This window comes from Alteromonas sp. KUL49 (assembly GCF_006538345.1).
In the GTDB taxonomy this organism is placed as follows: Bacteria; Pseudomonadota; Gammaproteobacteria; order Enterobacterales; family Alteromonadaceae; genus Alteromonas.
On record NZ_BJKL01000020.1, the window covers coordinates 16,347 to 34,085 of the forward strand.

Consider the following 17,739-nt stretch of genomic DNA (forward strand, 5'->3'; position numbering starts at 1 on the left):
CCAATAACTGACTACTTAAAAGTTGCCACGAATACCAACTCTGAACTGACGCCCAGTACGGTACTCAGCAAGCGTACGATCGGTCGTTACACCACCATCCAATGCGTTACCTTCATCGAGGACAACGTTGGTTTGATCATTTGCGTTGGTAAGATCCGTCGCATTTGATGCTGTGTAATAAACTCGACGAGTATCGTCAGTTAGGTTGATAGCTTGGAAAGTAAGACTAATGTTCTCAGTAACACGATAGCTAGAGCTAAAGTCTAAGCGGTGTGTTGCTTCTTGCCACGATGCACCACCAATAAGCCCACGGTTAACCAACTGGTCGTCGTTGAAGCGATACGCTAGACGAAGTTGAATGCCATCACGCTCCCAGAACAACGTTGTGTTGGCTGAGTGCTTAGGCGTGTACTCTTGTGGTAATGGCTTGAGGAATCTGCCAGTGCCTGGAATTTCCTCTTCGTCAGACTCTGAATCCTGATAGGTATAGTTGAAACTCATACCCAGTGAAGACAGCAGTCCTGGAAGGAAATCGTAGTTCTGCGTGTAACCAAGCTCTAGACCCTTGATTTCAGCACCTTTACCGTTACGTACGGTAGTAATCGACGCAACGTCACACTCAATACGCCACTGGTCGAAGAAACCTGCAACCTGACGAAGCGGCATACAGTCGTCTTCTCCACCCGGTGTACGATTTTCATCAAACGGAAGTAGCAAATCAGCACTTTGCAGATCGTACTCAGTACGTACGTCACGATAGTGATATGGCACTGTTACTGATTCTTCAAAGTTCTTCATGTCTTTATAGAACAAGGCTACAGATAATAAACCCGACTCGTTAAAGTACCACTCATAAGATAAATCTAAGTTGGTCGATTCAAGTGGCTGCAATGCAGTGTTACCTGCAGAACCTGTTGCCGTTGGAAGCCATTGCTGTTCGAATACCTGAGTTCTGGGGTTCAATGAATCGAAACGTGGGCGAGTCATAGTACGCGTAATAGCGAAACGACCAATCATTTCATCATTGATTGCATAGTTAAGGTTTAAACTCGGTAGCCATAGATCGTTTTCAGCTTCATTAGTTACCCATGCGGTACGAATGAATGTACTGTCTTGGTTGCCGTTTGGCCCAGTGAATGCTGTTGTACGGTCTAGGAACGGCCAAATAAAGCCATTTGCCGCAAAGTGTGCCCATGCGTTTGCAGATGTTGTCACCAAATTACCATTGGTATCAAAAATCTGAGCTGGCAAAGGATTAATATTAAACTGACCTGAAGCTGGGTCATAAAAAACAACACGGTTGACGTCTGGTCCCACAAGACCATCCGCACCCGGAATCAAGAATTGACCGGTCTCAGAATCATAAGGCAAGGTGTTAGCATTACCACGGTTGTACGCATGGGTAATTTGCCACGCCCAGCAGTTTTGCAAGTCTGCATCGTTTTCCGGTGTATATCTGTGGTCAGTGCCGCCCGTAGGTGCTGTGCCTCTCACAGGTACCGGACAAGCATCCTGACTCATATCGGCGAGATTACGCTCAACAAGCAAGTTGTACGGGTCAAGCATTTGTGGGAAACGAACGTAGTTAATCCCACCAACACCGGTCGCGGTGTTTTCGTCTTTAATATAGCGAGTACCGATATTACCGGTTAAGCGACCATCCATAAATTCAAAGTTAACTTTGAAATACGCTGCCACCGTATTTGTCTCGATTGCACGACTGCCGTTAATCGTTTCACGAATACCAAGTTCGCCAGCATCTTTACCCGCAATCACCTCGAGTGCGCGCTCGCCGTCTAGCATTGGCCAACCACCGAAGAAAGCAGTAGAGCGATCGCTCTGAATATCTTCTGCAAAATTATCGTAAGGGAATGCCTCACCAGACAATATTTCAGAAAGGCGAATTGTACCTAAACCACGAACTTCGAAATCCGCATCTGGGTCTTCCAAGTCGATAAGGTCGTCACCATTTGCAGTAGCGCGGTTTTGAATAGACACCGTACGCTCACGAGATGACATCTTGGCACCGAACTCTAATGAAGTGATGTAGTCGTTATCAAGCTCATAATCAAAGTCAATAAATAGAGACTTAGCTTCGTCTTCCAGCTCATTCTTACGCAGCACTAAGCTACCAAGGTGGTTATGCGTCATATCAAATGGATTAAAGCGACTGGTAATAGCCACTGCTGAGCCGTCAAATGCATCAAATACACCCGGAGTAACACCCGTTGCGTAGCTACAGTCTGCTCCCGCAGAACAGTCGTAACCTACACGCTCAAAAATTTCATCTGGCATACCTTCAACAATTTGACGACCTGCAGTACCCCAAGTAGCCGTACTGATAGAAATAAAACGATCGTCTTCATTATCGTCAGGCGTTTCGTCAGTAGTTTTCGAGTAACCTGCCATAAGGTTCATCGTCAGGTTGTCGGTAATGTTGTAATCAATGGTTAGTGATGCAACATCAGTATCTACCTCACGTAAGCCGTACGAACGCACGAAGTTACCCGAGGTGGAACGACTGCTTGACCTCGCTAAGGTGTTAGTGGTTAAATCAACACCATTCAGCGCCGTATTATCATCGTCCGGATGCAACAAAGGTGCGGCAACACCCATGTTAATTCGCAACGTATGATTGTCGGTTAAAATATCTTGCTCAGTACGAGTAAGGTCAAGTTGAATATCCAAGTCGTCATTAGGACGGAATTGGAAACCTGTAGATACAGAAAAACGGTCACGTTGGTCTGTGTTCAAACCGAAGTCGATAAAGTTACGCGCCAAAACGTAGAGATCGCCTTCGTGAAGTTGTTGTGTCTCTGGATCGTAATTCATCAGAGATTCGATAGGGTTTAATAATGGAGCACCATTGTCACCAACAATGATGTCTCCGTTATCATCCCTTTGATAACCTAGCACGCGGATAGGTTGACCAGTCGCAATATCATGCGCTGTTCTGCCACCGTCATCTAAGTCGTTAATCGGCAGTCCCGACAACCAGTTAGTTTGAATGCGGTCTTGGCGTGTTTTCTGTGTATCTTTTGACGCGGTAATAATAAAACCTAGGCGTTCATCCATGTACTTGTCAGCAAAACTGAAGTTCATGCGATAATCACTTTCGTCAGAAAATTCGTTGTATCGACCTTCAAAGGTGAATGAGCGACGCGGGTTGTTGAGTGCCAATGGTTTTACCGTACGAAGTACGATGTTCGCACCCAGTGAGCCTTCATCCTGGTCCGCCGCAGCTGTCTTGACTACGTCGATTGACGACAAGATGTCAGAAGAGAAAGTACTCAAGTCAACACTGTTATCATTGGTTGCAGAAGCATCACCACCGTTGGTACTTAGGCCACCAGTAATTGCCACACCATTCATCGAAATTTGGTTCAACGAGGGACCAGCGCCACGTACAGAGATACGAGTACCTTCACCTGCTTCTTCTTGAACGGTAACACCTGTAACACGTGATAGAGCGTCGGCGATGTTTTGGTCCGTTGACTTACCTACATCTTCTGCATGAATTGAGTCACTAACGCCTTGTGCGAAGCGCTTAGCATTGATGGCTTTTTGAAGGCTGCCTTTAAAGCCTTTTACCTCAATGACCTCAATCAGGCTTTCATCTTCGGCTTGGGTCTCCTCTTGCGCATAGGCAGGCACAGCAAATAAGCTTGCCAATATCGCAGATGAAACGGCCGATAACCTAAATGTACTATTCATTATAGTCCCTCGGTTTAACTACGTTTGTTCGGCGGATACCACTCTATTCCGCCGGTGTTTGACCAAATCATTCAACCTAGTAGGAAGTTGAATGTGCTTGTTGTCGTTATTCGGTGGCGCCCACTGGTCTCTCGAGTGTCGTTACACCTTTGTTATGATAAAAATCCATGCGTTCGATATCGTAATTTTCGAACTTACGTTGCAATAACCAACGGGGACGTTCGAGCGACGATTCCCATTCGAATAATTGCTTAAACATATCTCGAACTTTCTCTGGATGCTCAGCAGCTAAGTCGTTAACTTCTTGAAGATCATCAGGTAAGTAGTAAAGTTGTGCAGGACGATCTGGGAAGCGCATCATTTTCCAATCACCAACGCGGATCGTGCCACGGACATCCTTTTTCCAATAAAGCACATCATGAGGTCGAGCTGTGTTTTCACCGGAAATGTAAGGATGTAGGTCTACACCGTCTACATCGTTCAATGAACTTACGTCGCCGTTTGCAGCCGCATAAAATGTTGGGAAAAGATCCAACAGACTTACCGGATAATCGTATGTTGCGCCCGCCGTATATTGCTCTGGCCACTTCACGATCATAGGAACCCGAATACCACCCTCTAAGTGATTAGATTTGCTACCACTGAGGGGCAAGTTACTCGATGCATTTCTATCGGTAGGACCGCCATTATCATTGGTAAATACGACAATGGTGTTTTCATCCAAGCCCAGTGCTTTGAGCTTATCAAGGATGGCTCCCGAGGCCCGATCAAGTGCTTTTGTCATAGCAGCAACGGTTTGACGATTGCCCTCAAGCGAAGGGAATGCCGCCAAGTCTTCCTCGATAGCATCCATTGGCGTATGTACGGCATTAAAAGAAACAAACGCAAAGAATGGCTTGTCCGCTTTTGCCTGCGCTTCTATGAAGCTAATCGTTTCGTCAGCCAGAACATCCGTGAGGTATCCCTCATGCTCTTGGAATTCACCAAAGTCACGCTCCATCCAATCGAGCTCACTCGGAGGATTATCGTGATAAGCGTGGTAGCTGCGAGCGCCGCCCCTAAACCCGTAGAAGGTATCAAAACCGCGCTTGAGAGGATGAAACTTATCCGCACCGCCCAAATGCCACTTACCAAAAAAGGCTGTAGCATAACCTAGAGATTTCAGACGGTCGGCCATAGTTTCTTCGGTCAGTGGAATACCCATCTCACGACCATCAGCAGCAGAGTTTGCGCTCATATAGCCTGGAACATTATTCTCTTCAAAACCGAAACGCTGCTGATAGCGACCTGTCATAAGACCGGCTCGCGAAGGACCACAGGTTGGATCTGACACATATGCTTGTGTGAACATAACGCCTTCGCTAGCAAGCACATCTAAGTTTGGCGTTTGCATAATTTCACTACCGTGAAAACCAAAGTCAGCATAACCTGCGTCATCAGCGAGTAACAAAATGATGTTTGGTTGCTTTTTGGCCTCTACCTCAGTTTGCGCACAGGCAATTGAGCTCAAGGTAAGCGCACTAAGGAGTAGTGATTTAATGAAACTACGCTTATTCATTATTCCTAGTCCTTCACCAAAATTGAAACACGTTTGTTAGTCAGGTATTCAGTAAGGCTGTATTTAGAGCAGTCCTTGCCTACACCACTTTGCTTCAGACCACCGTGGGGCAGATGAACACTGTAATGTGCTTCGTTGATACACACGCTGCCCGCAGTAATTTCGTCGGCTGCCTGTAGACCTCGACGTAAGCTCTCGGTGTACACATAAGCCGCCAAACCAAACTCACATTCATTCGCTAGGCCGATAATATCGTCACTGTCACTAAAGCTAATGATAGGGAGTACTGGACCAAATATTTCATCTGTGCAAACAGGCATGTCCAACGAAACGTTAGACAAAATAGTAGGTTCTATATAAAAACCAGCTTTGTTGTCAGGCGCCTTTCCACCCAACTCTACTTTCGCGCCAGCGGTTACTGAGGCATCGATAACCGAAAGAATACGCTGACGCTCTTTACTAGAAATCATTGGGCCCATGATATTGCCCTCTGCTCGACCCGCACCTAATGTAAGTTTGCTTGCGTGATTAACCGCTTCTTCAATAAATGTGTCGATAACACTCTCATGAACAAAACAGCGGTTAGGTGACACACAAACTTGGCCGGAATTAGCGAACTTCAAATTGATAAGGTCTTGAGCCGCTCGTTTAACATCAGCATCGTCGTATACGATAACTGGCGCGTTTCCTCCCAGTTCAACAGAGAAGTGCTTCACGGATGTACACGCAGTTTTCATCGCGTTGATACCCGAGCGTGTCGAGCCAATCATGGTAAATAACGAAGGAACATCACTGGTAAGCAGTGGGTTTGTCACGTCATAGTTATTACTGGTGATAATATTAACCACACCAGCAGGGAAGCCCGCTTCAATAGCTAGCTCGGCACACTTTAACGTTGCCAACGGTGTAACCTGAGAAGGCTTGATAATCGTTGTACAACCTGCAGCAAGCGCAGGACCAAGTTTGTATCCAACATTGAGTAATGGAAAATTCCACGCCAGATACCCCACCACTACACCGAGTGGTTGGCGTTTTATAAAATGGTGGAAGCGACCATCAGGATCGGTTAATACTGGCTGTTCTACTCGCTTCATTTCTTCTATGAAGAAGCGAAGGCAAGTCACTAGCATGCCAAAGTCATATTCCGCGTTATCTAGCGGCTTACCCGTTTCAGCGATAAGCACATCGATAATGTCATCTTTATTGGCTTCGAGTAACTCTGCGTATTTAAGCATCAGTGCCTCACGCTCAGCGATACTCGTTTTAGACCATGTTTTAAAACTCTCATTCGCACATTCGATAACTTGAAGTACTTGCTCGTCGGAAATATCTGGAACGTTAGCAATGACTTCCGCGGTGTCTGGATTGACCACCTCAAAGGTTGATGGCGAAGAAACGAGTTGGCCATCGATTAGCATTTTATAGTCGTATGTGTTCATTTTGCTTCCGTAGAATTAACTGAAAATTGTTGTAACGCGTCGCGATTAATAGAAACGCCGAGCCCTGGCTCAGAAGGCACTATCGCCTTACCATTCACCACGTTTACATTGACTTCGAAGAGTTCATCTCTAAGAGGGTTTTCTGTCCTGTCGTACTCTAAGAACAATGATTTTTCCTCTTTTCGACCTGGCTCGTGATAGGCAGTGGCCAAGAAGTGCGTTGCCACAGCTAGGTTGAGCTGAGTACCCCACACGTGTGGGATCATATTCAGTCCTTTCGCCGATGCTAGTGCACGAATCTTAAGCGCTTCGCTAGGACCACCGCAGTAGGCTAAGTCAGCTTGAATGATCTGCACGCCCTTAGATTCAATAAGCTTGCTGAAACCAAAACGGGTTTGCTCACACTCACCGGTAGCTATGGCTACGCGTGTTTGATTTTGCAGATGAGTAAACTGGTCCAAGTTTTCTGGGGATAATGGTTCTTCAAACCACGCGTAGTTATTATCTTCGAGCACCTTAGCGATATGCACAGCTTCTGGTAAATCGTAGGCGTGGTTAGAATCTGCGGCAAGTACCATATTTGGCATCGCCTCTCGCATAGCAAGAATGAGCTTTTCATCAAAGGCGACGTTCTTTCCAACTTTGATCTTCATCGCCTCGAAACCCTGATCAGCATAGTACAAGGCTTCTTCAACTAAGGTTTTTAACAACAAATCTTCTGGCATCTCTTGGAAGTACATGCCAGTTGCATAACACGGAACTGAATCACGTACAGCTCCTCCCATTAACTCACTGACGCTTACACCGCGAATTTTACCCTTTAGATCCCAAAGTGCCATATCAATTCCGGACATAGCCGCCATTAACACACCACCGCGCGCAAAATCTAGACTTGCTCTCCACATGAAGTGCCAAATTTGGTCAGTGGATGTGGGATTCATTCCAATAATCTTAGGTGCGTAGAAACGATCTACCGCTGTTTGTATGACTTCAGCGGGCCCGTAGCACTCTCCCCAACCGGTAACGCCCGTGTCCGTGGTAATTTCTACCAACAGTACATTTCGTTGACCGTAAAACCACTGAGAGAAACCAAAGGGTGTCTCTAGTTCACATTTCACGTGGTGGGTTTTAATACTCGCTATTTTCATTTTTACATTGATCCGTTAGTCGCCTTGCACTAGTCAGTGCGAAAAATTTACAGTGGCGAAAAATAAAACATACCTAACCATTGTTAGGAACTAGTTAAACATATGATGTTTGAATTTACAACATAATATTTACAGTTTTTAACCATTCGTTACAGAGAGGTTTAATTAAGACTTAATGCTAGAAAAGAAAAAAACTGTCGCGAAACAAGTAAAAGCGCGATAAAACGCGCCTTTACCCTATTAACTTGTTTAGTTGTTGTTAAGAGGAGGGAATGTTTCGTGGAAGCGTGGCATTGCTTTTTCGCGCCAATTCGTACCTTCCTCGTGTATGTGGAACCACAATGGTTGTGCGTGTGTCCACGCCCAAGACTCCATTTCCGCCTGCATTTCTCTCAACACAAATGGGTGTTCGTCGCTTACATCGTTTTGTTCAGCCACATCGTTCGATAAATCGTACAATCGCCATTTCCCACCGGTAGTAATAGCTTTCCAATTGTCTTTTCGCGCAGATGCATCTGAATATCCAAATCTATGGCGCATGGCATAGATCATTTCACCTTCCCTTGCGCTTTTACCATCAATCAGATAACTCCATATGTCTTTTCCATCAAGTTGTTTCCCATCGGGTAACTCTGCGCCGGCTAGCTGAGCAAACGTGGGGAAGAAATCCAATGTTGTTACTGGGTGCTCATACACGGTATTTTCAGCCACGTTGTCTGGCCAATGGAAAAACATCGGCGTTCTAAAACCGCCTTCTAATACATCGCCTTTTTTACCCGCGAGTGGAGCATTATTGGCACCTAAATTTGGTTTTCCACCGTTGTCACTCAAAAACACTATTAGTGTGTTCTCGTACTGACCTGTGTCTTTTAATGCTTTCACGATGCGATCAACGCCACGGTCGACGGCGTAAACCATCCCAGCATAAACTTTTCGCTTCTTGTCGTTAATCTCAGGAAACATATCCATATCTTCTTGCTTCGCCTGCATAGGAGAATGGGGCGCATTGTATGCAAGATACAAGAAAAACGGTTTGTCTTTATCTTCGCCTGCTTTTTCGATGAAATTTACCGCTTCTCTTGAAAGGCCATCGGTTATGTACTCGTTTTCTTCTACTTCAACGCCATTTCTTTCTAATGGTTTTAGATAAGAAAATATCGAGTGCTCTTGGCCTCGAGACGTTTGCATATCGTAAGATGCTTTGAATTGCTCTGGAAAATAGTTGTGACCACCGTTTAGAAAACCATAGAAATCCTCAAAACCACGGTTATTGGGGTGAAACTGCTCAGTTTCACCCAAGTGCCACTTACCTACGATCCCCGTGTAGTAGCCAGCATCTTGTAATACGGTACTCATGTATACTTCGCTTGTAGGTATACCGAGTCCGCCTGATAGACTATTTCTCGGCAAATTAAACTGAGAACCAAACTTGTGAGGGTAGCGTCCTGTTAACAGCCCAGCACGGCTTGGTCCACAAAATGGATGCACATTGTAGGCTGATGTGAACGTAGTTCCGCCCTCAGCAAGTGCGTCTAGACTTGGCGTCTTAATATCTTGTGCACCGTTAAAACCAACATCGGCATACCCCAAATCATCGGTTAGTATCAGCAAAATGTTAGGGCGCGGTGCTTCGGCAAAACATCCAGAACTAACCACGCCTAACGCGGCTAAAGGCAATATTTTTTTTAATTTTGAAAACATCGTTATCTCACATCAGTTTAGTAGATACGCACGGGCGTGATATTCAAGTTTGGTAAGCGAAGGATCATCAACGCGGGCAAGTTCGTCCATGAGGAGTTTAACCATCTGCTCACGCTGCACTCGATACTCTTTGTTATTAATCAGATTAACCACCTCTCCAGGGTCTTTTGAAAGGTCGTACAATTCATCGCGGTTGTCACCTGGGTTCCAGACAAATTTAAACTCTGGTGTTCTTACCGCGCGAATACCAAACCAGGCGCCGTTGTACCACTCGTAGGCATAGAGTGCTGTATCAGGTAGGCCTGCCTCTGCTGAATCTCCCTGCACCATCAAAGGTAACAGCGAGTGACCATCTTGCTCTCCATCACTGGGTAATTGCATCCAGTGCGCTAGCGTTGGTGTAACGTCCAGTAATGACACTTGGCGTGTCACAGTCTTTGGCGCAATATCAGGACTCCTGATCAATAGTGGCATTCGCATCAATTCGTCATACGCGTAAGGACCTTTGTCATATAACGTATGCTCTCCTAACATGCTGCCTTGGTCACCAAGCAAAACGATGTGAAGATCATCATAGATCCCCTCCTCTTTTGCTTTATCGATGAGTTCACCTATCATTCGATCAACCATGGCTATCGCACCATAGTAATAGCTGCGCGCTTTTCTCCAGTCATCATCTGTCATGTGACCCACATCATGCCATGGCCACCATATGCCATCTTGAGCAAGGGGCTTGAATACACGTTCAGCTAAATGGTTTTTGGGTAGCTTTACCTCGTTTGGGTCGAACATACTGGCGTAAGGCTCAGGAACTCGATAAGCAGGGTGTGGTTGATTAAAACTAATAACACCAAAAAACGGTCTGTCATCGTCAGCCATTTGCTCAAGCATTGCTTTGCCCGCAACCACTTTTTTGTATGCTTCCGTATCTTCGTAACTTCCATCAAGAGTCCGGTAATACTCATGTTTCTCGCCACGAGCATCGAGTTCCCCTTCGTAATAACCAGCAACCTGATCTACTTTTGAGTAAGGGGTGTACACACGACTGAAGCGGACGCGAGCCTCATGCCCATGTGCCAAGTCAATTTCTGCACCACGAAGTTCCGTCCCCCTCGCACCAAGATGCCACTTGCCTACGTGCCCCACTAAGTAACCTGCTTCAGATGCACGGCGTAGAAGGCCCCCCTCATTGAGATCAAGTTCGGCTAAGCGCGTAGAATAGAGTTCGACATTATCATCTAGGCCCGTTTTATGTCCCCAACGTCCTGTATAAAATGCTGCACGGGAGGGAGAGCACAACCCTGTTGTTGTCATTGCGTTATCAAAGCGTGTGGACTCGGAGGCTAACTGATCAATATTAGGAGTGGGAACTGGACCACCTCGATAAGAAAAAGTATCGAATCGCATGTCGTCAAACATCAGCACTAACACATTTTTCCCTTGAGGTTTTACAACCTCAGTATTAGTTGAATCACTCGTTGCAATTACTGAGCATGAAAAAAGTCCTGCCAATGTTGCTACTACAGAAACACTGCAGAGTGCTTTTGCCAACTTCATGAGGTTATATACTCCCTAAAGATTAAACATCATATGTTTGTATAGATAAAACCATAAGATGTTAAATTCTTCAAGGAAAAGTTAACATAATCGCTAATTCTTCCTCGTTTTACAGTGCCGTCAAAAGTGCTGCCTAAAATTTGGACAAAAAAAAGGTTGCTCATGTAGCAACCTTTTGAAATTCGTAGAATGGAAATCTAACCCGGGAAATTCTCTTTTAAGCGCCTTATGGCGTCGTTGAGTAATTTTTCCGTAAGTCCTTCAGCTTTATCACCGTCTCTGGATTTAACCGCTTCGTAAACTTCGCGATGGAATGCAACAGAATCACTGTTTTTACGGGGATCTTGGTTTGTAATTCGCACGCTAACCAACAATGCTGAATAAATCATCCCCTCCATAGCGGTAATGAACTCGTTGTGTGCAGCACGTAACATAGCTTTGTGGAACAGGGCATCAGCAACGATAAACTTTTCCAACGAACCTGTCTCTTGCTCCATTCGGATACAAGCATTTTCTAATTCTTTAATGTCATCATCAGTAGCACGCTCGGCAGCCCAGCGAGCAGCTTTAGGTTCAAAAGCTAACCTTACATCCATTAACTGATTAATAAATTCTGCCTTTGGCGTAGCCGTTATATGCCAAGCTAGCACATCGTCGTCGAGCAAAATCCATTCGTTTCTCGGTCGTACCTTAGTACCAATCCCTCGTCGAACATCGAGTAAACCCTTGCCAACAAGAATTTTAACCGCATCGCGCACCACCACACGGCTCACTTGAAAGCGTTCGGCTAACGCATTTTCGTCGTCTATCAACGCGCCCGGCTCATATGAACCAGCTACAATTCGACGCCCTAGCTCTCGAGCTACCTGTACAGACAGGCTTGGGGTCATTTTTGCCGCACGTTTTAGATCGTAGTAGACCAATTCACTCATAATCGTATTTAGTTTCCATTTTCTCAATTTAGGTAAACATAATATGTTTACAATTTGCATTATAACAATAATGACGCTGATTTCACTTGTAAATGCAATTAAATGATGTAGTTAAACTAAACTAGCGCATTATAAGTAGCAACGAAAGCCTCTGCGTTCGCTTTTATTTGCGCCAAAGACATGCTTGGTTTGTACAAAGACGAGCCCAAACCAAAGCCAGCAGCACCCGCCGAAACATAAGGTTCCATGCTAGCTTCAGAGGGATTTATACCTCCCACTGGATAACACTTTGTGCCTTTGGGTAGTACAGAAAGCATTGCCTTCATTCCATCCAAACCGACCATGGACACAGGGAAGAATTTTAATCCAGTTGCACCTGAATCAAGCGCTGTAAAAGCTTCGGTAGGTGTAACAACACCGGGGAATGTTGCGCAGTCGTTTTCGCTACAATATTTAATAACATCGACATTGCAGTTTGGTGTAACGACTAAGTTTGCCCCCGTTTCGACCACTGCTTTAGCAGCATCTAATGTTGTAACGGTGCCAGCACCGATAAAATACTCATCAGTTCCGAAGTGCTCAACAAGCATACCGATACTTTTTATCGCCTCTGGGCTATTGAGAGGAACTTCAATCATATCAAAGCCGGCATCAACGAGTATTTGCCCCACTTCAATACAGGTTTCAGGTGTGACTCCCCGGATTATTGCAATGAGTGGATAGGCGTTTGCGACATCACTAGCTGTTTTCACTATTTACTTCCTTTATTAAACGAATCATACCGGACAAGAACGTAAGGTCTCCGGAAACGATCTCTGTTTCTATATCGAGGTAGTCAGCGGCCAACTGATAGCGCGCGCACAGCGTATCTCCACCGACGAGATAGACAAATTCTTTACTACACTCTCGAAGCTCATAACCTATAAGCATGCCAGATAGATAGTCCCCTACTTGCTCAACCTTCAACTGCTCGAATAGTCTGTGTGTCCATCCAAGAAACACTCGATTGGTAAGCAATCCAGAGCCACTATCTGCCACACCTTTAGCAAAGCTTTCTTGATCACATTCAGAAGAAAGACTTAGTCCTGATCCAAGTAAGGTGTGATTAACGAGTACTGAGAAAAACTCCCCCGTAAGAAAGCTTGCAAAATGAGTAAGCTCACCTTCTTCGAATAGCGCATGCTTCGAGTGTGTACCAGGCAATATGGCACTGAAATTTCCTTTGTCTTTTATGTTGGAGAGCCCAAATATCTGAACTTCTTCACCTCGCATAACATCATATTTGTCGCTTTCATAACTATGGCTAACGCCAGGAAAAATCACTCCTTTACTCCCCCAAGGCAATGACAATTCATAGGCTCCATCGACCAATGCTCTGGGACTTGTGGGTGTACTGGCATACGGTACATTTACCCAGCCTTTCATAGAGCCAACCATGCCAGCCATGTATATGGGTAAATTTTGATAATCACCAAGCCATTCAGACAGGGTATGTTCCAATGCAGTAGCGAAGTCTCCGTCAGGGACTTGTAGTAATCCCATGGGCCTAGCAATTGAATCTATCAAGGTGTGATTTTCAGTCATTGAAAAAGCACGGAAGTTGGTCGTTCCCCAATCGATGATAAGATAGTGTGGCGATACAGCGATATTCATTATTTACTCCCCTTCACAAGCTCTAGTTCAATGGCTTCAATAGATTTACCTTTGGTTTCTGGCAATATGAAGTACATCACAACCAATCCGATCAGTCCGATAGTGGCATACATCACAAAAATGCTCGCGACGCCCATGTTGTCGAGCTGCCAAGGGAAGAACTGTTGAATTGACCAGCTTGAAACTGTCTGTACTAGTGCAGCGAAAGGCAATGCCACACTGCGCACAGCATTAGGGAATACTTCGGAGAAGATCACCCACATGATTGGCCCAATGGAAAGGTTAAAGGCCGCGAGGAAAGCGAATATACCGAATAAGACCAGTGGTGCGTTGATCCCTTGCGCGGATGCATTGATGATTGCACCGCTAACCAGTGGTAGTTCACTTTTGTCAAAGATTGATGCTAGTGCCTGCTTCAGTTCAACGTCTGACTCAAAGGTTTTATCCGACAATAACGTGAGCTTGGATTTATCATATTCGGTTGACGTTAGCGCCTGTTCAATATTGACAATTGATGTTTCATCAAACACGTAACTAGCATCTTTAAAGCCTAAGTAAGTCGAGCCGTGAGCAATAACCACTAGCGCAAGACCAGCCAACGTTAATAATCTTCTCCCCCAGCGTTCTACAAAACCTATAGCAATGAGGGTTGCTAACAAACCAACTACACCCGTTGTTATTGTTTGCAGGAAGGTATCTTCCGTACTCATTCCAATTTGTTCAAACACCATTGGTGCAAAAAAAAGTACTGCGTTCATGCCAGTGGCACCTTGGACTATGGCGTAACTCACCGCCACAAAAAGTACAAACCGCATACGAGAACTAAATAATGCTTTAAGCTGTTGTGGCACATTGAGATGAGATTCAGCTTTCAGGCTCTCTTTAACTTCAGAGATGGTCTCATCGAAATCCGAAGGCTCAGCTATTTTAGCTAGCACGGTGCGCGCTTCATCTTCTCGCCCTTTTGCTATTAACCAGCGAGGAGACTCTGGAATTCTTAATAGGAGTGCAACCCAAACCACATTAGCGATAAGCTCAGCACCCAGCATAATGCGCCAGACATTGGCTTCTGTGATCCAAATAACAGTGTCAATAGCGCTAATAAGGAAGTAATTAATGACGAATGCCAGTAAAAGTCCAAGCCCGATCATGAGCTGATTTACCGATACAAACTTTCCCCGTTTTTCGGCAGGTGCGATTTCACCAATGTACATTGCTGATACGGTAATTGAGGCAAATGCTACTCCACCAATGAAACGACCAATAACCAGAATTTCGTAGTTTAAGGCAGTGGCGGAAATGATAGAGGAAAGTGCGTAGGTACAACCGATCGCCAACAAGACTTTAGAGCGACCGAACTTGTCTACCAAAGACCCCGTAAAGAACAGTGCAACGATAACACCTAACAACGCGCACCCAACGAGTGTTCCCTGTTGAATGCTGTCTAGCTCAAATAGCGCACTCACATAACGAACAGCGCCTGAGATATTTGCGGCATCCAATCCAAAGACAAAGCCGCCAAAAGCAGCCACCATAGAATAAAAAGTAACATTGGCTGTAGGACTTTTTTCCATATTCTTCGCCAAACCTCTATACATACCATTATTTTAAACATAATATGTTTACAAGTTTTTAAACTCAACCATTATCTTTGAATAATCTGCCATAACCGCGGAATTCGAGATAAAAACGTTATAAATATGTAAAAAATCGGGTACATTGACGCCGCACTGAGTGTGATGCAAGTTCCCTAGAATGTTTAAGAGGCACGTAAATGAGCGATTCAACAGGACATAGCAAGGCGATTGTTGCCAACGGCAATAGCCCGCACGTTAAGCTGAAAGCCACTGACTTTGGTGATTGTAAGTGGACATCAGGTTTTTGGGCAGAGAAAACGCAAAAAGCGATCGACACAATGATCCCTTATATGGGCGATCTACTTTGCGGTGATGTAGGTCATGCTCTCAATAACTTTAAGATTGCTGCGGGTCTTAAAGAAGGTGAACACCAGGGGATGTACTGGCATGATGGCGACTTCTATAAGTTTGTTGAAGCTAAAGTTTACGCATATGGACTCACTAAAGACGAAAAGTTGCTTGCTGAGCTAGATGAATACATTGATATTATCGGACAAGCGCAAGAACCTGATGGCTACCTACAGACACAGATTCAGCTAAGAGAAGATGCAGATCGTTACGAAAACCGTAAATATCACGAGATGTATAACACCGGCCACTTGCTTATCACAGCCTGTGCTCACTACCGCATCACAGGTAAGCGCAATTTCATCAATATCGCGATAAAACACGCTGACCTGCTCTACACCATATTCTTCCCAGATACTAAACATTACCGTCGATTCGGTTTTAACCAAACCCAGATTATGGGTCTAGTTGAACTATACCGCACACTGGGTGATGAAAAATATCTAAAACTTGCGCAAAAGTTTATTGACCGTCGCGGCACCTACGAGATAGAACATGATTCAACCACAGTGGGCTACCCCATTGGTGATATGGTGCAAGAGCGCACACCTCTTCGTGAAGAGCACGAGCCTGTGGGCCACGCGGTATTGGCGTTGTACTATTATGCTGGTGCTGCCGATGTTTATGCGGAAACAGGCGAAACCGCTCTGATTACTGCGCTAGATCGTTTGTGGGAAAGTGTTACGCAGAAGAAAATGTATGCCACAGGTGCGGTAGGTCAAACGCACTATGGTGCATCGGTAAACCGCGATACCATAGAAGAAGGTTTCATCGATGACTATATGATGCCTAACCTGACGGCTTACAATGAAACCTGTGCGAACCTATGTAATGCCATGTTCAGCTTCCGTTTGCTCGGCATTCATGGCCAAGCGAAGTACGCCGATATCATAGAGCTTGTCATGCACAACAGTGGATTGTCTGGTATTGGTCATGAAGGTAAAGACTATTTTTATGCCAACCCATTGCGTATGTTGCATAACACACGTAACTACGACGCTCACGCCGATGTAACGGAAACACCAGATCGCGAGGGTTATCTTGCTTGTTTCTGTTGTCCGCCAAACCTAGTACGTACCATTTCAAACCTTTCTGGTTGGGCGTATAGCGTTGCTGATAATGGTGTTTACGTAAACTTGTATGGTTCTAATGTGCTAGACACTGCAATGGCTGATGGCTCTACTATCAAGCTAAAGCAAGAAACTCAGTATCCATGGAATGGCCGTATCAGTATTACAGTAGATGACTGCAAGTCAGACCCGTTTGATATTGCCGTTCGTATTCCTGGATGGGCAACCTCAGCGACTATCACCATTAACGGTGAAGAACAGCCAATCGACGCTACGCCAGCGACTTACGTCATGCTTAATCGCACGTGGCAGGCCGGTGATGAGATTGTTTTGGATATTCCTATGGAAGCCAAATTCATTGAAGGTCACCCGCGTATCGAAGAAGTACGTAACCAAGTCGCTGTTAAGCGTGGCCCAATTGTTTATTGTGTTGAGTCACCGGATCTTCCAGAAGAGCGCACAGTACTTGACGTATATCTATCGGGTAACAGTGAACTCACTGTTAAGCATGATGAAAGTCTACTCGGTGGTATTTCAGTTATCGAGACAGACATTTTACTTCGTGACAATACGTCGAAAGAAAGCATGTACAACGCAGTGCAAAAACCAAGCTTTACGCCTATTAAAGGACAACTCGTTCCATACTACGCGTGGAGTAACCGCGGTACTGCAGAAATGACGGTATTTATGCCAATCGTTTGGTAATCAACACCTGATTAAAAAAACGCAGTTGATATTGTAATGCTAATCAACTAAGTTTTTATCGACCTCTCAAAAGAGGAGCAACAAACTTTTTACTGCACGCCGTAAACTCTTCCCTGAGGGCTCGGCTTCGGCATCCATGCCTCAGACGGCTGTAAAAAGTTCATCGCTCCTCTTCATGCACATCAACGTCTTTATTAATCAATACGTTTCACAAAAGCGCAGTGTAGACTGCGTTTTTTTGGTCTCATCACTGCCGAAGGTAATAAAAAACGCACGC

Annotated in this window: 11 protein-coding genes; 1 reads left to right on the top strand and 10 read right to left on the bottom strand. The window is 45.1% G+C overall.

Annotation, left to right across the window (positions count from 1 at the left end):
• Positions 1-15: 15 nt before the first annotated feature.
• The 10 genes from EYS00_RS19965 to EYS00_RS20010 form a co-directional block, all read right to left on the bottom strand.
• A complete protein-coding gene (locus tag EYS00_RS19965) occupies positions 16-3,714 on the bottom strand; it encodes a TonB-dependent receptor domain-containing protein (protein WP_130639673.1) in 3,699 nt (1,232 codons plus the stop codon).
• Between the two features lie 106 nt (positions 3,715-3,820).
• A complete protein-coding gene (locus EYS00_RS19970) occupies positions 3,821-5,272 on the bottom strand; it encodes a sulfatase (protein WP_130639674.1) in 1,452 nt (483 codons plus the stop codon).
• A 5-nt stretch (positions 5,273-5,277) separates the two neighbouring features.
• Positions 5,278-6,711, bottom strand: a complete 1,434-nt coding sequence (locus EYS00_RS19975; protein ID WP_130639675.1) for an aldehyde dehydrogenase family protein — start codon at positions 6,709-6,711, stop codon at positions 5,278-5,280.
• Complete coding sequence (locus tag EYS00_RS19980; protein ID WP_130639676.1) at positions 6,708-7,859, bottom strand: mandelate racemase/muconate lactonizing enzyme family protein; 1,152 nt, start codon at positions 7,857-7,859, stop codon at positions 6,708-6,710. The genes EYS00_RS19975 and EYS00_RS19980 overlap by 4 nt, the downstream gene beginning before the upstream one ends.
• Before the next feature lie 249 nt (positions 7,860-8,108).
• Entirely contained in the window at positions 8,109-9,560 is a 1,452-nt protein-coding gene (locus EYS00_RS19985) for a sulfatase (RefSeq protein ID WP_130639677.1), read from the bottom strand.
• 12 nt (positions 9,561-9,572) lie between these two features.
• Positions 9,573-11,117 (bottom strand): sulfatase-like hydrolase/transferase, encoded by a 1,545-nt coding sequence (locus tag EYS00_RS19990; RefSeq protein WP_130639678.1) that lies wholly within the window; start codon positions 11,115-11,117, stop codon positions 9,573-9,575.
• A gap of 197 nt (positions 11,118-11,314) precedes the next feature.
• Complete coding sequence (locus EYS00_RS19995; protein WP_130639679.1) at positions 11,315-12,049, bottom strand: FadR/GntR family transcriptional regulator; 735 nt, start codon at positions 12,047-12,049, stop codon at positions 11,315-11,317.
• Between the two features lie 116 nt (positions 12,050-12,165).
• Positions 12,166-12,801 carry a 2-dehydro-3-deoxy-6-phosphogalactonate aldolase gene (locus tag EYS00_RS20000; protein WP_242618853.1) on the bottom strand — a complete coding sequence of 212 codons (636 nt, stop codon included), beginning with the start codon at positions 12,799-12,801 and terminating at the stop codon, positions 12,166-12,168.
• A complete protein-coding gene (locus tag EYS00_RS20005; protein WP_130639681.1) occupies positions 12,788-13,702 on the bottom strand; it encodes a 2-dehydro-3-deoxygalactonokinase in 915 nt (304 codons plus the stop codon). The genes EYS00_RS20000 and EYS00_RS20005 overlap by 14 nt, the downstream gene beginning before the upstream one ends.
• Complete coding sequence (locus tag EYS00_RS20010; protein ID WP_130639682.1) at positions 13,702-15,276, bottom strand: MFS transporter; 1,575 nt, start codon at positions 15,274-15,276, stop codon at positions 13,702-13,704. The genes EYS00_RS20005 and EYS00_RS20010 overlap by 1 nt, the downstream gene beginning before the upstream one ends.
• A 200-nt stretch (positions 15,277-15,476) precedes the next feature.
• On the opposite strand from EYS00_RS20010, the gene EYS00_RS20015 reads away from it, so the two are divergent.
• Positions 15,477-17,462, top strand: a complete 1,986-nt coding sequence (locus EYS00_RS20015; protein ID WP_130639683.1) for a glycoside hydrolase family 127 protein — start codon at positions 15,477-15,479, stop codon at positions 17,460-17,462.
• The last annotated feature ends 277 nt before the right edge of the window (positions 17,463-17,739 follow it).

Excerpts from the sequence above, each read along its gene's own strand:
- EYS00_RS19965 (WP_130639673.1), bottom strand. The coding sequence starts at position 3,714 with ATGAATAGTACATTTAGGTTATCGGCCGTTTCATCTGCGATATTGGCA.
- EYS00_RS19970 (WP_130639674.1), bottom strand. The coding sequence starts at position 5,272 with ATGAATAAGCGTAGTTTCATTAAATCACTACTCCTTAGTGCGCTTACC.
- EYS00_RS19975 (WP_130639675.1), bottom strand. The coding sequence starts at position 6,711 with ATGAACACATACGACTATAAAATGCTAATCGATGGCCAACTCGTTTCT.
- EYS00_RS19980 (WP_130639676.1), bottom strand. The coding sequence starts at position 7,859 with ATGAAAATAGCGAGTATTAAAACCCACCACGTGAAATGTGAACTAGAG.
- EYS00_RS19985 (WP_130639677.1), bottom strand. The coding sequence starts at position 9,560 with ATGTTTTCAAAATTAAAAAAAATATTGCCTTTAGCCGCGTTAGGCGTG.
- EYS00_RS19990 (WP_130639678.1), bottom strand. The coding sequence starts at position 11,117 with ATGAAGTTGGCAAAAGCACTCTGCAGTGTTTCTGTAGTAGCAACATTG.
- EYS00_RS19995 (WP_130639679.1), bottom strand. The coding sequence starts at position 12,049 with ATGAGTGAATTGGTCTACTACGATCTAAAACGTGCGGCAAAAATGACC.
- EYS00_RS20005 (WP_130639681.1), bottom strand. The coding sequence starts at position 13,702 with ATGAATATCGCTGTATCGCCACACTATCTTATCATCGATTGGGGAACG.
- EYS00_RS20010 (WP_130639682.1), bottom strand. The coding sequence starts at position 15,276 with ATGGAAAAAAGTCCTACAGCCAATGTTACTTTTTATTCTATGGTGGCT.
- EYS00_RS20015 (WP_130639683.1), top strand. The coding sequence starts at position 15,477 with ATGAGCGATTCAACAGGACATAGCAAGGCGATTGTTGCCAACGGCAAT.